This is a genomic window from Enterococcus hulanensis (genome assembly GCF_005405485.1).
Lineage (GTDB): Bacteria > Bacillota > Bacilli > Lactobacillales > Enterococcaceae > Enterococcus_A > Enterococcus_A hulanensis.
The window spans coordinates 18,610-37,145 of the sequence record NZ_BJED01000014.1 but is presented as its reverse complement, the minus strand read 5'-3'; the positions used below and the strand labels follow the sequence as shown (position 1 = coordinate 37,145).

The window sequence follows — 18,536 nt, the reverse complement described above, 5'->3', positions numbered from 1 at the left end:
GCAGCGATGGAAGAAAAAAATCTCGTTGAAAGAAATTGTATTTTACTCGATCAGGATATTCATTCCTTTGAAGAAGTTATTCAGTTGATCGGTGCTGAGTTTGAAAAGGCGCAGATCGTCAAACCATCCTATGTAGATGCAGTGATTGCCAGAGAAAAAGTATTTCCGACTGGCTTAGCGGCGGATGGTCATAATATCGCGATTCCTCATACTGATCCTGAACATGTTTTGCGACCAGGGATGGGTGTCGTTGTTACAAAGGAGCCAATCGAGGTTTCTATGATGGGAAGTCCCGATATCAAGCTGCAAAGCAATATCTTTTTCCCGCTGGCGATGGAACATCCGAAGAAGCAGCTGGCTTTGCTGCGGCAATTAATGAGTGTTTTTAAAAACAGAGAAGACTTGGATGCGATCGGCTCAGCTAAGACACCAGAGGAAGTTTTAGCGGTGACCAGCAAAATTAAATTCTAAAAAGCAACATTTGCTGTAAGCGTTATACTATAATGAAAAAAAGCACACAGTAGATTATTTAAAATAGGAGGGATAGCGATGACAGAAATAAAAGTTTTATCTGTATGCGGCTCAGGTACAGTTAGTTCGGCTATGGTTGGCGAACGGATCATAGAATTGTTAGAAGAACACGGGTATGAAGTAGAGATCCAAGAGGTCAATCCTGGAATGGTCAAAGGGGCAGTCGCAAATGGCGATATTGATTTAGTCGCTTTCACTAGTCCGATTGATCCAGCAGACGCAGAAGGAATTCCGCAAATAAATTCTGTTGGGCTGCTGACTGGATTAGATGAAGAAACATTTTTAGATGCAGCGTTGAAAGCCTTAAAAGAGATGGGAAAATAATATTTTGAAAGGCTGGATAAGAATGTCCAGTCTTTTTTTTGAAAGGAAATCCTGATGAATTTAATTGCTTTAGATCTTGATGGCACGGCACTAGATTCTACCGGAAAATTAACTGAAAAAGTAGCTGAGGCGATTCAACGAAGAGCCGCTTGCGATACATATCGATTTGCCTTTTGTTCGGGACGCCCAATGTCAGGCGTCTTGCCTCATGCGAAAACGGCTGGGATTGCCGATGATTATCATGTCATCGCCAATGGTGCGGTGGTGCAAAACGGCCATGGACAGAAACTAGCTGAAGAGCTGCTTGATTTTGCAGATTATCGAGAGCTGACTATTTTTTGTCGTGAGAATGGCTTATCCTGTATTGCGGTGAATGATCAGGGGGCGACCACTACCTTCCCAATGATCAATGTTGGAACATTGGAATTTTGCTTTTTGACGAATAATCATTTAAAGGTTTGTGCAATGAACGAACTTGATTCAAATGATAAATATTCCAAATTGCTTATTTGTGATAACCCCGATATAATTAAACAGAATAAAAGTATGGTAGAACAACGTTTTTCACAGGACTATTCATGTGTTCAGGGCTATCCCACCATGATCGAATTTGCCAAGAAAAATGTTAGTAAAGGAAATGCTTTAGCTGAGCTGGCGAATTATTACGGTATTTCTGATGATCAGGTGTTTGTGGTTGGTGATAATGGAAATGATCTCTCGATGTTCGAAAGATTTTCGCAATCGATCGCGATGGGAAATGCTACACCTGAATTAAAGCAGGCAGCTAAATGGCATTGTCCAACAAATGATGAAGACGGCGTAGTAAAAGCGTTGGAAATGATCGACGATTTTATTACATGATTAGAGGATGCTCGACCGGTATTTGAACTAGGAGGAAAAAATGGCGAATGATATTTCTACATTATTAAAAGTAGCAGAACTGTATTATTTAGATAGGATGAACCAAAATGATATTGCGAAAATAATTGGGGTATCACGTCCATCCATTTCCAGAATGCTGGAAGAAGCACGGGAAAAACAAATTGTTAAAATCTCGATCGAAGCGCCTTTCGAACGGAACAACACCCTGATGATGCAGTTAAAGGAAAAGTTTGATTTATTAGAAGTCATTGTGGTCAAGGGCTTAGGCGAATATGACTATGATTTAAACAACGTGGGGAAGGCTTCGGCAGATTATATCAGCGGTGTATTGGCGAATGATCGGCTGCTGGGGATCTCATGGGGAGTGACCGTCGAAAAAATGGTGAAAAACTTCCCGGCTCATGATTTGAAGAATGTTCATGTGGTCCAATTAACCGGTAGTTTAGGTCCCAATCGGACTGTCATGGATGGCAACGAGCTGGTTTTCCGCTTGGCGCAGAAATTAGATGGCCGCCACGAATTTTTCAACGCTCCGGCCTTTGTTAATTCGCGGAAATTACAGGAAGAATTATTGGCGCAGCCGCAAATTGATTTGAATATTTCCCTCGGCCGGAAAATCGATGTGGCCTTTAGCGGGATCGGAAATATTGAGACGACCCGCAACACGTTGGTCTCCTCAGGTATCTTAGACAATCGCGATCTGAATGATCTAGTCGCTGAAGGTGCGGTGGGAACGATGATCGGACGTGCTTTTGATATCAACGGAAAAGAAATTCAATACCGCAATCAATTTCCGATTTCCAGCGGGCTGGATTCTCTACGATTAGCGCCCATCAGTATTGGGGCGGTCTGCTCGAAGAAGCGAGCGACGGCAACCTTGGGAGCAATCAATGGGAAATTGATCAACGTCCTGATTTGCGATGAAGAAGTTGGGTATGAATTGTTGAATAGTTAAATGAAAAAAAGCAATGCTGTTTGAAGGGAAAACTTCTAACAGCATTGCTTTTTTCTATTTACTTGTCTTTGTCGCGGGGTCTAATTTCCGTTCTACGATTCCTAGAATCCAGTCGGTCATGATCGCCATTAAAGCTGTTGGCAATGCACCGGCTAAAATCAAGGAAGTCCCGTCTGTGGCATTGGTTCCGCGGATAATGATATCCCCCAGACCGCCGGCTCCGACGAAAGCACCGATGGCAGTTATCCCAATTGCGACAACTAGCGCATTACGAATCCCCGCCATAATAACAGAGACCGAAAGCGGCAGTTCAATCATATAAAGCCGCTGCCACGATGTCATCCCCATTCCAGTTCCGACATCCAGCGCATTTTTATCGACTTGACGCATGCCGGTGTAAGTATTTTTGATGATCGGCAGTAATGAATATAGGAAGACGGTCAAAATGACGACGTTGACCCCTAAGCCTAAACCGATCATTAAAATCGAGATCATGGCTAGTGAAGGAATCGTCTGAATGACATTGGCGATTCGGATCACCCAGTTAGCTAATTTATAATGCTTTGAAATGAAGATCCCGATTGGAATCCCCACGATTGATGCAAACAGCACCCCATAAATCGAAATCAGGAAGTGACGCACAAACTGACTGAAAACGTAGGCACCGTTGGTTTGGAAATAGGTGATGAATTGTTGAAGGGTATTCATGTTTTCCATTTTTGCCTCACTCCTTTTCGAAATAATTGTGCTGCTTCAAGAAATCTTCTGCGACCACAGAAGGCTCTACTAAATCGTTATCGGCACGATAGTTCAATTTTTGCATTTCTTTGGTCGTGATGGTTCCTTCTAAACGTTTTAAAGCGGTGCGGATCTTCGGATTTTTCTTCAAGACCTCATCAGTGGCAACTGCAGCAGCATCGTAAGGCGGGAAGAAGTGCAAATCATCCTCCAGCATCACAAGATCATAGCTGGCGATCCGACCATCTGTTGAATAGCCTAAAACGATATCCATCTTACCCGCATCGACGGCATCGTAAACGAGCCCGATCTGCATGGGTAAGATTGAAGAAAATTCAAAGCCGTAAGCATTTTTGAAGCCGTCATACCCGTCGCCTTCACGAGTGATCCAAGCGGTATCGACTCCAGCTTTTAATTCACCAGCATGTTTTTTCAAATCGCTGACTTTTTTCAGATTATATTTTTCTGCGGTGTCTTTACGAACAAGAAACACATACGTATTGTCAAAACCGTAAGAAGTGAACCAAGTTTGGTGATAGCGTTTCTCAAATTCAGTTTGCACCGTATTGAAGGCTTTTTTCGGATCTTTTTCCGCCGGCAAACCTAAAGTAGTCGTCAAATCAGTTCCGGTATAACGTGCAGCCGAGATGGAGGCATCATTGTTCATCATCGCCTGATGATTGATCGTTGTTGTCGCTAAGTTATTAATGATCGTCGTGTCCAGATCGGTATAATGCTTGATCATGCCAGAGGCTAAACTAGCCAAAATCTGCGCTTCAGAAGTAATTCCGCCAGTGATCCCGATCGTATCTTCGCTATCGTTAGAGGCTAAACCAGGAAATGAGCAGCTGCTAAGCAGAAGCAGGGAAAGTCCGAGTAAAGCAACTATTTTTAGTTTTTTCATTCTTTACTTCTCCTCCTTTAATGCTGCTGGAGTCATGCGATCTTCTAAGAAACCTAATAATAGGTCCACGATCAGTGCCATCAAAATGACTGGTACGGTCCCAGCGATAATCAAAGGCGGTTGGAAGTTGTTCAAACCGCTGAAAATCAAATCTCCTAAACCGCCTGCACCGATGTAGGCAGCTAGTGTAGCCCAAGCGATAACATAAACGGCAGCTAGACGAATCCCAGCCATAATAGTCGGGATTGCGATTGGTAGTTCAACGGAGAAAATCGACTGTAAGTTCGTCATCCCCATCCCCTTAGCCACATCACGATAATTGCGATCGACATTCTTCATTCCGATAAAGGTGTTTCGTAAAATCGGTAAGAGCGAATAGATAAAAAGGGCAACGACTGCCGGTAATTTTCCGACGCCAAAAAAGGGAATCATTAAGGCCAATAAAGCAAGCGAAGGGACAGTTTGTAAAACGCTAGCGATCCCGATCACAAAGTTCGCGATTTTTGGCAGCCGAGTCAATAAGATTCCTAAAGGGACAGCGACTAAGATACCAAGGCCTAGAGCGATGGCGGAGATATACAAATGTTCAGCGCTCTTTGTCAGCATTTGCCCACCATATTCATTGATGAATGCTTGCATGATTACGCCTCCTCGCTGGTGATGCTTTCAGCCGCATCGCCAAAAGTATCTTCTTCGCCCCAAAGGACATCATAGATGATATCTACTAAGGACACTCTGGTTAAGATGCCGACCAGATGCTTGCTGTCGTCCACTACGGGAACATATTTTACGCCGCGTTTTAGAATGCGCTGCAAACTATCGCGCACTAACGCAGCTTCTTTCACGTAGAAAACGTTCGGATTGATGATATCGCCGATACTAGTAGCTTTGCCATGACGACGTTCCCGGTCAATTGTTTCCACATCCACAAATCCTTTTAGGATTTTTTCTTCATCTACGACCAATAATGTATCCACCCGTTTTTCACGCATCAGACGAATCGCGTTTTGCAGACTCTTTTCTGGTGTAATGGAAACGGCAGTATGCATCATGATTTCGCCAACGGTTGTCGTATCAGGTTTTGCCTGTAATAGACGGTCCTCGCCTAAAAGCTCTTCGACGAATTCGTTTGCTGGTTTTTGTAAAATGTTTTCCGGTGTATCAAATTGGATCACTTTTCCGTTATCCATGATGGCGATCCGGCTAGCTAACTTCAAGGCTTCATCCATATCGTGAGTAACGAAAACGATGGTTTTACCTAAACGTTCTTGCAGGTCTTTCACAAGGTCCTGTAAAGAATCACGGGTGATCGGGTCAAGAGCGCCAAAGGGTTCATCCATCAAAATGACATCTTGGTCGGCTGCAAGCGCACGAACAACCCCGATCCGCTGCTGCTGTCCACCAGATAATTCATGGGGATAGCGATCTAGCATATCGCGAGGCAACTCGACTAAATCAATCATTTTTTCTGCTGTCTTGTTTTGCTCTGCCTTGTCTACCTTTAATAATCGTTGGACAAGAGTAATATTGTCGCGGATTGTCATATGGGGCATTAGGCCGATATTTTGAATCACGTAACCGATCTGACGGCGTAACTCAACCGGATTTTTCTTTTGGATATCTTCACCATTGATTTTGATCGTTCCTTTTGTCGGATCGATCATCCGATTGATCATGCGCATCGTCGTGGTTTTTCCGCTGCCGCTGGTACCAATCAAACAAATGAATTCTCCTTTATCAAAAGAGAGGTTGATGTCTTCAACTGCTACTTTGTTTCCATTGTATATCTTAGAAACGTGGTCAAACTCAATCATTTTTACACTCCTATTCCTGTTTTGTCTGTTCAAATTTTTAAACAAGAAATTTCCCGTTGAAGTAATTAATCAAAGAGAATTTAGTATCTTAAATATAAAAAATTTAACAGACTTATAATTTCAGTATGCTACAAAAGCGGATAAAAAAGCAAATGACCGGCTCATTTGGGACTGTTTTCAAGGTGATAACATCCTTTTTTGGAGATTATAAAATAACCTTTATGATTTTTGGAAGACAATCATTTTTTATCATAAGCATAGTTAAAGAGGATTTAAAAAAAACGAAATATTAAATTTAAAGGAAAATTTTCCTGAAAATGAGAGCTTTTCTAATTTAACGGCGAGCCGAACCAAACTGCAAGAGACTTTTCTTTGTATGTTACCCATGATAAAATAGCCGAGGAAAAGAGGAGAAGCTATGTTAACCACAGAAGATTTTGATTTTGATTTACCTGAAGAATTAATTGCCCAAACCCCTCTAGAAAAACGTGATAGTTCGCGCTTATTAGTTTTAGATCGGGAAACTGGTCAGATCGCGGATAAACATTTTGATGAGATTATTGATGAATTAAACTCAGGAGACGCCTTGGTGATGAATGATACTCGGGTGTTGCCGGCTCGTTTATATGGTGAGAAGCCAGAAACCGGGGGGCATTTAGAAGTATTATTGCTAAACAATACGCAGAAAGACGAATGGGAAACCTTGATTAAACCCGCACGCCGCGCAAAAGTCGGGACTCAAATCGTTTTTGGCGACGGTCGTTTACGAGCAGAAGTGAAAAAAGAGCTGGAACACGGTGGGCGAATCGTAGAATTTTCATATGAAGGAATATTTTTAGAAAATCTAGAATCATTAGGCGAAATGCCGCTGCCGCCATACATCAAAGAACGTCTGGAAGACCCAGAACGTTATCAAACCGTTTATGCCAAGGAAAACGGTTCGGCCGCAGCACCGACTGCTGGGTTGCACTTCACACCAGAACTATTAGAAAAAATCGCCGCAAAGGGCGTAAGACTAGTCTACTTAACCTTGCATGTTGGACTGGGAACTTTCCGTCCCGTGAGTGTGGATAATATCGCGGAGCATCAAATGCACAGTGAATTTTATCGTTTAACAGAAGAAGCGGCTGCTGAGCTGAATGAGGTTCGTGACAATGGCGGAAAGATTATCGCCGTTGGAACAACGTCGATCCGCACACTGGAAACCATCGGTACGAAATTCAATGGGAAGATCAAAGCGGATAGCGGCTGGACGGATATCTTCATCACACCGGGCTATGAGTTTAAGATCGTTCAAGCATTTTCGACGAACTTCCATTTGCCAAAATCCACTTTAGTGATGTTAGTGAGTGCATTTGCCGGCCGTGAAAAAACATTAGCGGCATATCACCATGCGATTGAAGAACGTTATCGCTTCTTTAGCTTCGGTGATGCGATGTTTGTAAAATAATATAGTAATAGAAGAAAAGTCAGCGAAAATAACTCGCTGACTTTTTTGTATTGAAAAAGCTGCTAATTAATGAACTGTGAAATTAATCTAGCGCAAATCACAGGCTGATCGATCCACGGCATATGTCCAGCGTCTTCGATCAATTTAAACTGACAATTTGGAAAAGCCGCAGCGATTTCTTGTCCTTTCTCAACAGAGGCGAACGTATCCTTTGCGCCCCAGATCATTTCCACTGGGAAGTTTAACGCAGAAAGTTCAGCCGCTTTGATTTCATTTTGGTCATTGGCGTTAAAGGCCCGGAGTAAAGAAAGGGTCGATTCTTGATAGTTTGGCAGATTTTGGAAACGATAGTAGCATTCGCGAAACTCATTTGGCATGTTAGCCAAAACGTCTTCATTGGTCCCCATCATCTTTAAGCCATTTAAGGCATGGTCATAATCCTTTGGCACCATCTTTTTCACTGCGTGTTCACCAATGACTGGTTTTACCATCATTTTAAGCGGAAGAGGTGTTTTGCCCAGCATTACGCGGCCCGGATTTCCGATCAGCACCAGCTTTTCCACCCGTTCAGGTCGAGCCATAGCATACCATAATGACCAATGACAGCCCATTGAATGAGCCATAATGGTCACTTTTTCCAAGCGCAGCTCCGCCAGCAGCTGATCAAACAAATCGATGATAAATGGTCGAATCGCGACTTTTTCATGATTCATTCCATCACTGAGCCCGCCGCCGGGACGATTAAATAGGAAGAATTTATTGTCCTTCATTTGTGCCAGTAAGGGCGTGAAGGGAAACATATCGCCAGTATTTCCCGGTACCACTAGGACTGGAGTGCCTTCGCCAATTTCAGATACGCGAATACGCAGGTTTTCCTTTTGCTCAGTAAACCAATGCTCCTTTTCCGTTAAGCCGTAAACGGCTAATAGTTCTTTTTCTGCTTGTGCTGCGGTTTTATAAGATTCACTTTCATGATCTAAACGCGGTTGTTGATAGGTCATTTGTATTCGCTCCTTAAAGAAATTATTTTTGTAAAAGTTTTTGACCGTTGTCATAAAAAAGCTTTTGCTTTTCTAGTTGAGAAAACAAATCGGTTTCTTCGATTTTTCTAGCATAATTTTGCACAGCTTTGGCGGGTGTATAAGGGAAATCACCACCATATAGTAATTGTTCGGTGTCAATGATTTGTAATAAGGTCGGCAATTGATAAGGCAAGACCATTCCCGCTAAATCAAAATAAAGATTTTTTTGCGCTAAGACAGCTAACAGATCATCAGGTTTGGGTGTATCAGGATCGGCTAAGAATTTATTTCCTTCGCTGATTCGTTGGGCGATGATCGGCAGCAGGGCGCCTGCGTGGGGAAGAATCCAAGTGATTTTTGGATAACGAGAAAAGACTTGGTTTTGCGCCAAATTTACGATTGCCCGAGTTGTATCAAAGAAGAATTCCATTAAAGGTGTCTTCACCAGCTCACCAGCATGAATCGTCTGTTTATGAGGCTCAGTTGGGTGGATCATAATTTTTGCTTGCCGCTTGTTTAATTCGGACATCAAGGGCTCTAGTTTTTCATCGCCAAGATAAAGCCCCTGGCAATTCGTCGGAAATGAAAAACCAAATGCAGTATCAGCGAAACGATCGATGCTTTCTAGGCAGTCTTCAATTGAAGGTAAAGGAAGGCTGGCACAAAAAGAAAATTTTTCTGGATAAGCTTGGCAGATTTTTTCCGCCTCTTGATTTATATTCTGGATCAATTCTTTTGTTTCTTCCGCTGTTCCGAGACTCGGATGTGGACTGGATAAGGAAAGAACTGAATGAGTGGTCTGATTATCCTTCATTAATTGCAAATGATCTTCTACTGACCAATGGGGAGTAGCTACGCCGTCTGCTTTGCCAGCATAGTATTTTTCCAAGTAAGCTTCATAAGCTCTAGGAATGAAGTGGGTATGAAAATCGATTTTGTTAAACATTTGTATTCCCTCTTTCATTAATGTACCTTTATTTTAAGAGAGGTCAGAGGAAAAAAGGAGGTACAGAATTTCTAATTCTGTTTCATTTATGGAAAAATTATCTGGGAGTAAACAAAGCTTGCTGGAAGCATTTGCCTATTTTTTAACGTTTAAATCCGTAGAAGAAATCAAAGTTTCTGAATTGATTCGCAAGGCAGAAGTGAGTCGTTCGACGTTTTATCGTTTGTTTGAGACAAAAGAAGAGTTTTTCCAATGGGTCTTGGATTATCACATGAAAGGATTGTCCGGGGTCGCAAAATATACCGCCAACAGTCCGCTAGAGTTTTATCACCATTATTTCACCTATATTTATGATCATGCTATTTACTTTAAAACCTTTAACAATAGCTCAATGTGGCCGCAATTTCATTATAAAATGAACCAAATCGGGATCGATGTCTATCGCAATTTTATTTATAGTAAAACAAGCGATCAAACGCTGAGTCAGGTATTGAGTAATTATGTTGTGAATGCCCATATCGGAGTGGTGATGGCTTGGCTGAATGAAAAACCGCTGCAGCCGCCCGATAAATTAGCTGAGTTAGTCACAGCGATGACGACTAGCGTGTTTGCTAGTCAGCAGCTCTCCTTAGAAGACGTCTTTCCTTATAAACAAAGCTGAAATGATTACGTGGGAATTTTATCTATTAGTCTAGGAGGAAGTGATAGGGTTTTGAGTAATTCTTAAATTTAGCACGTATTACACGTATGAAACTATCGACTATACGTGTAACACGTGTTATACTTTTTGTTGTCAGGAGGTATGATGCACAATGCCAATGACACAAAGAGAGATGGTGAAGTTACTTCAAAGTCATGGGTTTGAAAAAACTGAGGGTGGGAAAGGTTCTCACATAAAAATGACACAAGAGGGATTAACAAGACCATTGATTGTTCCGCATGGTGAATTAAAAAAAGGAACTGAGCGGAGTATTTTAAAGGATGCTGGCTTACTGTAGCTAGCTCCGAATTTTGAAAGGGGGCATTGAAATGTTAGTTAGTTATCCAGCTTTATTCTTTTTTGATGATAGTGACGGTTTAGAAGCAAGTTATCAAGTTTATATTCCTGATTTGGACGCGATGACGCAAGGACGTGATATTTCAGATTCTATCTTTATGGCTTCTGATTTATTAGGCATTCGCTTGGCAGATGATATTGAAAATGAGCGTTCTATTGCTGAACCTTCTGACATAAATTCTCTTAGTTTGGTAAAAAATAGACCGTTTCAAGATGATGATGATTTTAAATTTACTTTTAATGCTGCAAAGTCATTTATCTCAATGGTGAGTGTTGAATTAGATGAATATTTAAGTGCTAATGAGCCTATAAAGAAAACTTTGACCATTCCTAAATGGGCTGACAAGTTAGGTAAGGAGTTACACTTGAATTTTTCAAAAACACTTACTGATGCGATTGTAGAAAAAAAGATAGGTGCATAGATTTAACAAAGTAAAAAAGACGTGCTTTTCAGCATGTCTTTTGAGAGTGCAATATTAACTGTGTAAGTACCTGCTTTTCCTAGGAAAGTGTTTGCTTACATAGTTTTTCTTTTCCTGAAAAAATGTATTTTAGGCGTTTGACTTATGTTCTAATTAAAATATAATCTGACATAGAATACATTCTCTTCGGAAGGACGTGGAGTTGTGAGTAGGAAAGAGGAAATACTAGCTTTTGTACGGGAAAGAAAGGCGTTAGGTTCTGCAAAGCAGTCTGATTTAGAAGTTACGACACTCGATGTCAGTGAAAATCTAGCTCTTAGTAGAACGGCTGCGAGTCGCGAGTTGAATGCGTTGGTTCGAGAGAAAAGACTGGGGAAATTGAAGGGAAAACCAGTCAAGTACTATTATCTTGGTGAAAATACTGCAATTGAACCAGCATCAATCCCAACGAAAAAAAGTGAACAAGCATCAAAAGAAATTAAAGAGACAAGTATATTTTCCGATTTTATCGGAGCAAAAGGGAGTATGGAGGTACATACCAACCTTGCAAAAGCTGCTATCATGTATCCGCCAAACGGATTACATACAATCATTCTTGGTTCTACTGGAGTTGGTAAAACAACTTTTGCAAAAATCATGTTTCAGTATGGTCAAGAAATTGGTCGTTTTAATGACAAAAGTCCATTTCTTCATTTTAATTGTTCAGACTATTCCAATAATCCGCAATTATTATTATCAGTTCTTTTTGGTTATGTGAAAGGTGCGTTTACCGGTGCAGAAGCTGATAAATCCGGAATGATCGAACAGGCGAATCATGGTGTTCTATTTTTAGATGAAATCCATCGACTTCCCCCAGAAGGACAAGAAATGCTTTTTACGATCATCGATACGCGGAAATACCGCAGGTTGGGAGAAACTGAAAGTGTTGCTCGAGAAGTAGATGTATTGATAATTTGTGCAACTACTGAAAATATCGAGAGTTCACTTCTTCAAACGTTTAAGCGACGCTTTCCTATGGTTCTGACTTTACCGGATTTAAAGGATCGAAGTACGCAAGAACGCCTACAGTTGATTGACTATTTCTTTTGTTTAGAATCCGAAAAAATCGATCTTGAAATTCTAGTCAAAGCGAATGTATTAGAATATTTATCGACTTATCATTGTCTAGGAAATATTGGACAGTTGAAAAATGATATTCAAATCTTTTGCGCCAAGGAATTTGCCCAAGCGATGATTAAAAAGCAGGAAAGAATCGAAATCACTGGCGAAGATATAGAAATCGAACGCGTACTGCAGGAAAATGAAAAGAATAAGAGAAATGAGTTATTTAGAGACAGTATTTATTATCAAGGTAAGAAAAAACAAGAGAATCAGCAGCAAGAAATTAACTATGCAGTCGTCACCGGCAATGAAAGTTCCTTCTATAAGTCGATTCTAGAAAAGTACTCTACACTTCTAAGAGAAGGCCGTTCAATAAAAGAAATCCAACAAAAGATCACTTATTTTTTGGATGATTTTTTTGCCGTAGATTTGAAGCCCGAAATCATCGAAAGACCGCGAAATAAAGGTATTGAAAAGCTAGTCTCCATAGAAGTATTAGAAATCGTAGACAAAGTAATTCAAGAAATATCTAATGAGCTAGAAGTTGAGTGTGATCCCCATGTTACTTATAACTTAGCCCTTCACATCGAAGCTTTGGTATTGAAGCTTCAAACGAGTACGATTTCCTATCGTGCAACGAAGGTTGTCGAGAAGGTCTCTGGTTCTCCGTTAAGAAAATATGCCGATAAACTGATTGCTGAAGTGAACAAACAAATGAATATTGAAGTCCCAGCAGAAGAGCAAGATATTATTGAGCTGTTTTTAGATACAATCTATAAGGATGTACGGAAAAATCCAATTGGAATATTAATTTTAATGCATGGAATTGGTGTCGCAACGAATTTGGCTAAAATGGTAAATGATTTATTAGGGATCAATCATGCGGTGGGTGTTGATATGCCGCTAGATGATTCAGTGGAAAACGTGTATCAAAAGGCAGTTGCTGTAGTCAAAACGCTGGATCAAGGTTCTGGTGTTCTTCTTTTAGCCGACATGGGTTCATTAGCAACTTTTCCGGCCAAGATAATAAAAGATACGGGCATCGATACGATGATTATTGATAATGTTACGTCGCCAATCATTATCGAGGCGACTAGAAAAGCCTTGTTTGCCAATATGGGTTTGCAGCAACTAGTCAATGAGCTTTTGGAGGAAGCAAATTATTATACTGCCAATCGAAAAAATACGAACATCTTTGATTACTCCAGTCGTAGGCTGATTAAAAACAAAGACCATTTGTTTTACCATTCTTTGGAAAAGAGCGTCATTTTCTTAAACGTTTATGGTGCGACAGAAATTCTTGATGAGATTCTTATTTCGTTATCAAAACAATTCAAATTTGAGATTATTGACACCTTAGTCATCAAATTCTATTTTCACTGTTTAGGAATGATCGAGAGGGCGATCCGAAAAGAAGGACTGCAGTTCGAAGTGGAGGAAGAAGAGAAAGATGAGCTATATCAACTTGTTGCTAAAGAGCTCAATATACTAGAAAGAACTTATGGTGCAGAGCTTTCTGCTAGTGAAATCCTATATGTAACCAAAATTATTCGTCCCTTTATCTAATATCTGTCACACATCATGTGTGACAGATATTTTTTTGGTTACGCACACATGAAAAAAATCCTAATGTGTGACAAAATCTGTTACACATCGTGGATCGAATATTTGGAAACGCTTGCTGTAGCTGGAAAAAGATGTGTGCGAAAAAGTTGGCACGGCTCTTGCTTTAGTAAAGGTGTAAGAAGAATTTTGTAAAGAGGTGAGAGTATGATTGGGATTTTAGTGTTAAGCCACGGAAATCTTTCTCAAGGAGTAGTAGAAAGTGGAAAAATGATCGTTGGAACAAATGAGAAAGTGGATTACTTAGGGCTGTATGAAGGCAACAATATTGATGAGTTTTACGACCAAACGGCGGAAAAGATCAAGGAACTGGACGATGGTGATGGTGTGCTGGTTTTTTCTGATTTATATGGTGCCAGTCCATTTAAGGCAACGGCATATTGTGTGAAGAAACTGCCAAATACATTCTATCGTTCTGTTTCAGGAATCAATTTTTCAATGTTTATCGAAAGTGTCCTGCTTAGAGAAACGATGGGATTAGAAGAATTAAGCGAACATGTGATGGATACAGGAAAACAGGGAATCAAAGAGCTATTTACAGAAGCAAAAACATTTACTGAGGAGGAAGCATAATGAGAAATATTGTATTTACTCGAATCGACGATCGCTTGATCCATGGTCAAGTTATGACTGCATGGGTTCATGAAACAAAAGCAAATGAAATCGTTATTATTGATAATGAAGTAGCACAGGATGATTTTTTGAAGATGATCATGACTTCATCAGCTCCTGCGGGAATCAAGGTATTAATCATGTCCGAAGAAGAAGCAATCAATTATCTGACACAGGAAGCGGATGGAAATAAGTTGATCGTTTTAGCGAAGAATCCAAAGGTGATTAAAAATGTTATTGATGGCGGTGTGAAGATCGAAGAATTAAACGTTGGTGGAATGGGTGCACGAAAAGACCGCACGCAATTATATCGCAATATTTCTGTCAGTGATGAAGAGCGCGCGTGTTTCAAGCAAATTATGCTAGGTGGAACTTCTGTATATGTTCAAGTAATTCCAGAAGAAAAGAGTGCGAATATCGAACAATACTTATAAAGAGGAGCGAAAAAAATGGAAATTAATGTCTTTCAAGCTTTGTTGATTGGTTTGATTTATTATCTGAGTATTAATGGGACACCTTGGCTTACATTGTTAGGAAGTACAATATTAGCCCGTCCGTTGATTTGTGGAACATTGGTAGGCTTAGTACTTGGAGATGTCGTTCAAGGTTGTGTGATTGGCGCGGCGATTAGTTTGCCATATCTCGCTTATATTTCTGCCGGGGGGACTGTACCGATGGATCCAGGATTGGCAGGAACATTGGGAACGGCTCTAGCGATGGCAGCAAATGCTTCACCAGAAGTGGCAGTTTCGATGGCAGTACCGATTGGTTTATTAGGAACTGTAATCTGGATTGCTCATATGACAGTCGATATTTCGTTCTTGCATATGATCGATAAGGCAGCGGATGAAGTAGATTCTAAAAAAATTGATCGTATCCAAATGTTTATGCCTCAACTCTTTTTAATGCTGATCTCAGTGATTCCAGTATTTATTGTTGCCTATTTCGGATCAGGGGTTGTGAAGGATGTTCTTGATGCATTAGAAGGCAAACCGTTGCATATACTAGAAGTAATTGGTGGTGTTTTACCAGCACTGGGGGTTGCGATGATCTTGAAATCAATTATGAGCAAAGATACCGCAGCGTTCTACTTCTTAGGATTTGTTTTGGCAGTGTATTTAGAATTGCCGATCATTGCCGTATCAATCTTAGCCTTTATCACGGCGTTTGTTTATACACAATTATTCTTTAAACCTAATCAAGCTTAACTAAAGGAGTGTGACAGATCAATGGAAAAGACAGTAGAAAAGAAATTAACGAAAAAGGATATCAAAAAAAGTTTCTGGCGTTGGACATGTTTCTCTCATTCAAATTACAACTATGAGCGTATGCAATCATCTGGTTTTTTACATGCCATGCTACCGGCCTTAGATAAACTTTACGGTGATGACAAAGAAGCTCTCCGTAAAAGCTATCATCGTCATTTGGAATTTTTTAATACAGAACCTCATTTTGGAGGAATCATCGGCGGATTAACAATTGCCTTAGAAGAGGAAAAAGCGGCTGGGGCACCCATTACAGGGGACGCGATCAATTCAATTAAGACAGGTTTGATGGGGCCATTGGCCGGAATCGGAGATACGCTGTGGCAGGGAACACTTGTACCAATTCTTTTATCGATTGCGATTAGTATCGGTTCAGAAGGAAATGTCTTTGGTCCGATTTTCTACGTCGTATCAATGTTCGTCATTATGTTAGGTCTTGCGTATTACTTGTGGATGCAAGGTTATAGTTACGGGAAAGAAGGAATCCAGAAACTAATGGGTGGCGACTTGCTGAAAAAAGTAATGCTGGGAGCCAAAGTTATGGGTGGCGTCGTTATCGGTGCATTGACAGCGAATTATGTCAGCTTGAGTACAGGATTAGTATTTAAATTTGGTGATTTAAAGCTGAATGTACAAACTGATATTTTAGATAAATTACTAAAAGGGATGCTGCCATTAGCTGTAACGATGATAGCCTTGTTCTGTTTGAATAAAAAAATGAAGTCTACGACTGTGCTCATGATCTTAGTATTGATCTCAGCCGTCGGAGCGATCATTGGGATCTTTTAAATTTAGCAAAAACAAGGGGACTCGTGTAAACGGTCTTGAATTGACTCTGATCAAATACATCATCATATTTACAAACAAAGATGTAAGTCATTTAAACTGCTATAAAAAATAAAGGACGTGTACAGTGTATGGGATTAAGCAGATTTATATCTCCATCAATAATGGTTCCAAAAATTTATGAATATAAAGAGTACATGAAACAATTTGATAAGTATAATCTCTCTGTCATTCATTTTGATGTAATGGATGGTCATTTTGTTCCAAATATCATGTTAGGTACATCTGTTTTTAACGATTTAAAGCAGATGACCCAAATTCCGATAGATCTTCACTTGATGGTTAACGAACCTGAGAAATACATTTCTATGTTTAATACCAGAAAAGATGATTGGATTAGTTTTCATCCAGAAACAACGAATCAATCCTATCGATTACTCCAAACGATAAAGGATATGGGCTGTAGAGCTGGGCTGGTAATTAGTCCAGGAACTCCTATTTCTTATTTAGAAGAGTGTGTTGATCAATTAGATTACGTGACCTTAATGACAGTAAATCCAGGATTCGCAGGACAGACATTGGTTCCTAATTCTTTCGATAAATTAAAGAGAATTAGACAATTACTAGATTCATATAATCCTGACATAGATCTTTTAGTTGACGGTAATACAACACCAGAGAATAGTAAAAAAATGTTTGAAAGCGGTGCCAATGGGTTTGTAGTAGGTAGTGCCTCAAAAATTCTTAAAGATCCAAGTACTTTTGGAAAATATTACGATGATTTTATGCATGTACTGGGTTAATGAATAGATAAATGATTTAACGTTAAAGAGAAGGTGGTCTATTTGAAAATGAAAAAAGCACTAATCTTTGGAGCCGGAAAAATTGGTCAGGGTTTTCTTGGAGATCTTCTTCATGAGGATGGGTATGAAATTATCTTTGCAGATGTTTCTAATGAAGTGATCGAAGAAATAAACGAAAACAACCGTTATAGTTTGTTTCTAACTAACCATAATTATGAAGAAAAGATTATTGATAATGTTTCCGCATTATCACTTTTGAAAAATCAAGAGGTGATACTTGAAGCTATTACGCAAGTAGATATTATTATGACGTCTGTTATGAAAAGCAATTTAGTGAGTGTTGCCCCCATTTTAGCTAAAGGCTTAAAGAGACGATTAGATGAGGGACGAAGCAGAGTACTTGTAATGGCGTGCGAAAATGCCATCATGGGAACAGATACGTTAGTAAATCTTATGACTGATACAAGTATTATTACTTTGGATCAGTTAAAAGAGATTGGTTCGTATCCTAATACAGGTGTTGATAGGTTCGTATTTGGTGGAATTTATAAGGGGAGAGAAGGCACAGCAGTTAGTGACTCTCATGAACTTGCGATCGAACGTCAAAAATTGGATGATCCGGATAGTAAACCTATTTCAGGTGCTGAGTATGTAGATAATTTAGAAGCAGTACTTAAAAGAAAAATCTATTTAGTGAACTGTTGGCTTGCAATAACTAGTTATATCGGACATACAAAAGGATACAAAATGGTTGATGAAGCACTTCGTGATGAAGATATTCAGAAAATAGTGAAAAAAGCAGTAATTGAATCTGCAGCGGGCTTGGAAAAGAAATTTGGCTTTTCTAATGATGAAATGAATAATTATATCAGTGAAATGATTCTAAAACGATATGACGATTATAATCAAGAAGGAATCAATGATCCAATCGCCAGAGTTGCACGTCAACCTATTCGCAAATTATCATCAGATGATAGAATAATGGGACCTGCATATATTGCTGCTGAGTATAATCTATCAAATGATCATTTGTTGTATGGTGCTGCGTATGCCTTTAAGTACGATAATTCTGATGATGAAGAAGCAGTAGAATTGCAAGAGTACATCAAAGAAAATGGTATTGAGGCCGCAATCGAAAGATTTTCTGGACTTCAAAAAGGATCAGATATGTTTAATCAAGTTTTAGAATATTATAATGTTATTTAAGAGTGTATTATAAAGCTCTTTTTAAAAATCTGTAAAATGTTGAGTAATTATTTTGCATAAGTAGTTATTCAGCTTTCTGAAAAAATAGAAGTAAT

The 18,536-nt window shown here is 39.7% G+C and carries 21 protein-coding genes; 15 read left to right on the top strand and 6 right to left on the bottom strand.

What is annotated here, in order from left to right:
- The first annotated feature begins 6 nt into the window (after window positions 1-6).
- The 4 genes from FFR60_RS15165 to FFR60_RS15150 all read left to right on the top strand — a co-directional run bounded on the left by FFR60_RS15165 (window position 7) and on the right by FFR60_RS15150 (window position 2,692).
- Window positions 7-471, top strand: a complete 465-nt coding sequence (locus tag FFR60_RS15165; protein WP_137664810.1) for a PTS sugar transporter subunit IIA — start codon at window positions 7-9, stop codon at window positions 469-471.
- Window positions 472-549: 78 nt separating this feature from the next.
- A complete protein-coding gene (locus FFR60_RS15160; RefSeq protein WP_088934257.1) occupies window positions 550-855 on the top strand; it encodes a PTS sugar transporter subunit IIB in 306 nt (101 codons plus the stop codon).
- A gap of 54 nt (window positions 856-909) precedes the next feature.
- Window positions 910-1,716 (top strand): Cof-type HAD-IIB family hydrolase, encoded by an 807-nt coding sequence (locus tag FFR60_RS15155; protein ID WP_137664809.1) that lies wholly within the window; start codon window positions 910-912, stop codon window positions 1,714-1,716.
- A 40-nt stretch (window positions 1,717-1,756) separates the two neighbouring features.
- The gene (locus FFR60_RS15150) at window positions 1,757-2,692 is read left to right on the top strand and encodes a sugar-binding transcriptional regulator (RefSeq protein ID WP_088934259.1); all 936 of its coding nucleotides are present in this window, start codon (window positions 1,757-1,759) and stop codon (window positions 2,690-2,692) included.
- A gap of 54 nt (window positions 2,693-2,746) precedes the next feature.
- On the opposite strand, the gene FFR60_RS15145 is transcribed toward FFR60_RS15150, so the two are convergent.
- From FFR60_RS15145 to FFR60_RS15130, 4 genes are read right to left on the bottom strand one after another with little or no spacing between them, the layout of a single operon-like run.
- A complete protein-coding gene (locus FFR60_RS15145; RefSeq protein WP_088934265.1) occupies window positions 2,747-3,409 on the bottom strand; it encodes an ABC transporter permease in 663 nt (220 codons plus the stop codon).
- A 7-nt stretch (window positions 3,410-3,416) separates the two neighbouring features.
- The gene (locus tag FFR60_RS15140; RefSeq protein ID WP_137664808.1) at window positions 3,417-4,334 is read right to left on the bottom strand and encodes an osmoprotectant ABC transporter substrate-binding protein; all 918 of its coding nucleotides are present in this window, start codon (window positions 4,332-4,334) and stop codon (window positions 3,417-3,419) included.
- 3 nt (window positions 4,335-4,337) lie between these two features.
- The gene (locus tag FFR60_RS15135) at window positions 4,338-4,973 is read right to left on the bottom strand and encodes an ABC transporter permease (RefSeq protein WP_088934267.1); all 636 of its coding nucleotides are present in this window, start codon (window positions 4,971-4,973) and stop codon (window positions 4,338-4,340) included.
- 2 nt (window positions 4,974-4,975) lie between these two features.
- Complete coding sequence (locus tag FFR60_RS15130) at window positions 4,976-6,148, bottom strand: betaine/proline/choline family ABC transporter ATP-binding protein (RefSeq protein WP_137664807.1); 1,173 nt, start codon at window positions 6,146-6,148, stop codon at window positions 4,976-4,978.
- Between the two features lie 418 nt (window positions 6,149-6,566).
- On the opposite strand from FFR60_RS15130, the gene queA reads away from it, so the two are divergent.
- Window positions 6,567-7,598: a tRNA preQ1(34) S-adenosylmethionine ribosyltransferase-isomerase QueA gene (gene queA, locus FFR60_RS15125; RefSeq protein ID WP_137664806.1), complete on the top strand. Its 1,032-nt coding sequence runs from the start codon at window positions 6,567-6,569 to the stop codon at window positions 7,596-7,598.
- Window positions 7,599-7,660: 62 nt separating this feature from the next.
- Here the strand turns inward: queA and FFR60_RS15120 are convergent, their stop codons facing one another.
- Window positions 7,661-8,599 carry an alpha/beta fold hydrolase gene (locus FFR60_RS15120; protein ID WP_171004950.1) on the bottom strand — a complete coding sequence of 313 codons (939 nt, stop codon included), beginning with the start codon at window positions 8,597-8,599 and terminating at the stop codon, window positions 7,661-7,663.
- Window positions 8,600-8,621: 22 nt separating this feature from the next.
- Window positions 8,622-9,566, bottom strand: a complete 945-nt coding sequence (locus FFR60_RS15115) for an amidohydrolase family protein (protein ID WP_137664804.1) — start codon at window positions 9,564-9,566, stop codon at window positions 8,622-8,624.
- A gap of 118 nt (window positions 9,567-9,684) precedes the next feature.
- Between FFR60_RS15115 and FFR60_RS15110 the strand changes: the two genes are divergently transcribed.
- From FFR60_RS15110 to FFR60_RS15065, 10 genes are all read left to right on the top strand, one after another.
- Window positions 9,685-10,227 (top strand): TetR/AcrR family transcriptional regulator, encoded by a 543-nt coding sequence (locus FFR60_RS15110; RefSeq protein ID WP_171004949.1) that lies wholly within the window; start codon window positions 9,685-9,687, stop codon window positions 10,225-10,227.
- A gap of 151 nt (window positions 10,228-10,378) precedes the next feature.
- Window positions 10,379-10,564, top strand: a complete 186-nt coding sequence (locus tag FFR60_RS15105; RefSeq protein ID WP_137664802.1) for a type II toxin-antitoxin system HicA family toxin — start codon at window positions 10,379-10,381, stop codon at window positions 10,562-10,564.
- 31 nt (window positions 10,565-10,595) lie between these two features.
- Window positions 10,596-11,045 (top strand): type II toxin-antitoxin system HicB family antitoxin, encoded by a 450-nt coding sequence (locus FFR60_RS15100; protein ID WP_137664801.1) that lies wholly within the window; start codon window positions 10,596-10,598, stop codon window positions 11,043-11,045.
- A 204-nt stretch (window positions 11,046-11,249) separates the two neighbouring features.
- Window positions 11,250-13,712, top strand: coding sequence for a sigma 54-interacting transcriptional regulator (locus FFR60_RS15095; protein WP_137664800.1), 2,463 nt, complete (start codon window positions 11,250-11,252; stop codon window positions 13,710-13,712).
- 204 nt (window positions 13,713-13,916) lie between these two features.
- Window positions 13,917-14,342, top strand: coding sequence for a PTS sugar transporter subunit IIA (locus FFR60_RS15090; protein WP_137664799.1), 426 nt, complete (start codon window positions 13,917-13,919; stop codon window positions 14,340-14,342).
- A complete protein-coding gene (locus tag FFR60_RS15085) occupies window positions 14,342-14,815 on the top strand; it encodes a PTS sugar transporter subunit IIB (RefSeq protein ID WP_137664798.1) in 474 nt (157 codons plus the stop codon). Before FFR60_RS15090 ends, FFR60_RS15085 begins: the two co-directional genes overlap by 1 nt.
- Window positions 14,816-14,830: 15 nt before the next feature.
- Entirely contained in the window at window positions 14,831-15,589 is a 759-nt protein-coding gene (locus FFR60_RS15080; RefSeq protein ID WP_137664797.1) for a PTS mannose/fructose/sorbose/N-acetylgalactosamine transporter subunit IIC, read from the top strand.
- Between the two features lie 21 nt (window positions 15,590-15,610).
- Entirely contained in the window at window positions 15,611-16,435 is an 825-nt protein-coding gene (locus tag FFR60_RS15075; RefSeq protein WP_137664796.1) for a PTS system mannose/fructose/sorbose family transporter subunit IID, read from the top strand.
- Window positions 16,436-16,563: 128 nt separating this feature from the next.
- Window positions 16,564-17,235 (top strand): ribulose-phosphate 3-epimerase, encoded by a 672-nt coding sequence (locus FFR60_RS15070; protein ID WP_137664795.1) that lies wholly within the window; start codon window positions 16,564-16,566, stop codon window positions 17,233-17,235.
- A gap of 48 nt (window positions 17,236-17,283) precedes the next feature.
- Window positions 17,284-18,441: a mannitol dehydrogenase family protein gene (locus tag FFR60_RS15065; protein WP_171004948.1), complete on the top strand. Its 1,158-nt coding sequence runs from the start codon at window positions 17,284-17,286 to the stop codon at window positions 18,439-18,441.
- Window positions 18,442-18,536 lie beyond the last annotated feature (95 nt).

Excerpts from the sequence above, each read along its gene's own strand:
- FFR60_RS15165 (WP_137664810.1), top strand. The coding sequence starts at position 7 with ATGGAAGAAAAAAATCTCGTTGAAAGAAATTGTATTTTACTCGATCAG.
- FFR60_RS15160 (WP_088934257.1), top strand. The coding sequence starts at position 550 with ATGACAGAAATAAAAGTTTTATCTGTATGCGGCTCAGGTACAGTTAGT.
- FFR60_RS15155 (WP_137664809.1), top strand. The coding sequence starts at position 910 with ATGAATTTAATTGCTTTAGATCTTGATGGCACGGCACTAGATTCTACC.
- FFR60_RS15150 (WP_088934259.1), top strand. The coding sequence starts at position 1,757 with ATGGCGAATGATATTTCTACATTATTAAAAGTAGCAGAACTGTATTAT.
- FFR60_RS15145 (WP_088934265.1), bottom strand. The coding sequence starts at position 3,409 with ATGGAAAACATGAATACCCTTCAACAATTCATCACCTATTTCCAAACC.
- FFR60_RS15140 (WP_137664808.1), bottom strand. The coding sequence starts at position 4,334 with ATGAAAAAACTAAAAATAGTTGCTTTACTCGGACTTTCCCTGCTTCTG.
- FFR60_RS15135 (WP_088934267.1), bottom strand. The coding sequence starts at position 4,973 with ATGCAAGCATTCATCAATGAATATGGTGGGCAAATGCTGACAAAGAGC.
- FFR60_RS15130 (WP_137664807.1), bottom strand. The coding sequence starts at position 6,148 with ATGATTGAGTTTGACCACGTTTCTAAGATATACAATGGAAACAAAGTA.
- queA (WP_137664806.1), top strand. The coding sequence starts at position 6,567 with ATGTTAACCACAGAAGATTTTGATTTTGATTTACCTGAAGAATTAATT.
- FFR60_RS15120 (WP_171004950.1), bottom strand. The coding sequence starts at position 8,599 with ATGACCTATCAACAACCGCGTTTAGATCATGAAAGTGAATCTTATAAA.
- FFR60_RS15115 (WP_137664804.1), bottom strand. The coding sequence starts at position 9,566 with ATGTTTAACAAAATCGATTTTCATACCCACTTCATTCCTAGAGCTTAT.
- FFR60_RS15105 (WP_137664802.1), top strand. The coding sequence starts at position 10,379 with ATGCCAATGACACAAAGAGAGATGGTGAAGTTACTTCAAAGTCATGGG.
- FFR60_RS15100 (WP_137664801.1), top strand. The coding sequence starts at position 10,596 with ATGTTAGTTAGTTATCCAGCTTTATTCTTTTTTGATGATAGTGACGGT.
- FFR60_RS15090 (WP_137664799.1), top strand. The coding sequence starts at position 13,917 with ATGATTGGGATTTTAGTGTTAAGCCACGGAAATCTTTCTCAAGGAGTA.
- FFR60_RS15085 (WP_137664798.1), top strand. The coding sequence starts at position 14,342 with ATGAGAAATATTGTATTTACTCGAATCGACGATCGCTTGATCCATGGT.
- FFR60_RS15080 (WP_137664797.1), top strand. The coding sequence starts at position 14,831 with ATGGAAATTAATGTCTTTCAAGCTTTGTTGATTGGTTTGATTTATTAT.
- FFR60_RS15075 (WP_137664796.1), top strand. The coding sequence starts at position 15,611 with ATGGAAAAGACAGTAGAAAAGAAATTAACGAAAAAGGATATCAAAAAA.
- FFR60_RS15070 (WP_137664795.1), top strand. The coding sequence starts at position 16,564 with ATGGGATTAAGCAGATTTATATCTCCATCAATAATGGTTCCAAAAATT.
- FFR60_RS15065 (WP_171004948.1), top strand. The coding sequence starts at position 17,284 with ATGAAAAAAGCACTAATCTTTGGAGCCGGAAAAATTGGTCAGGGTTTT.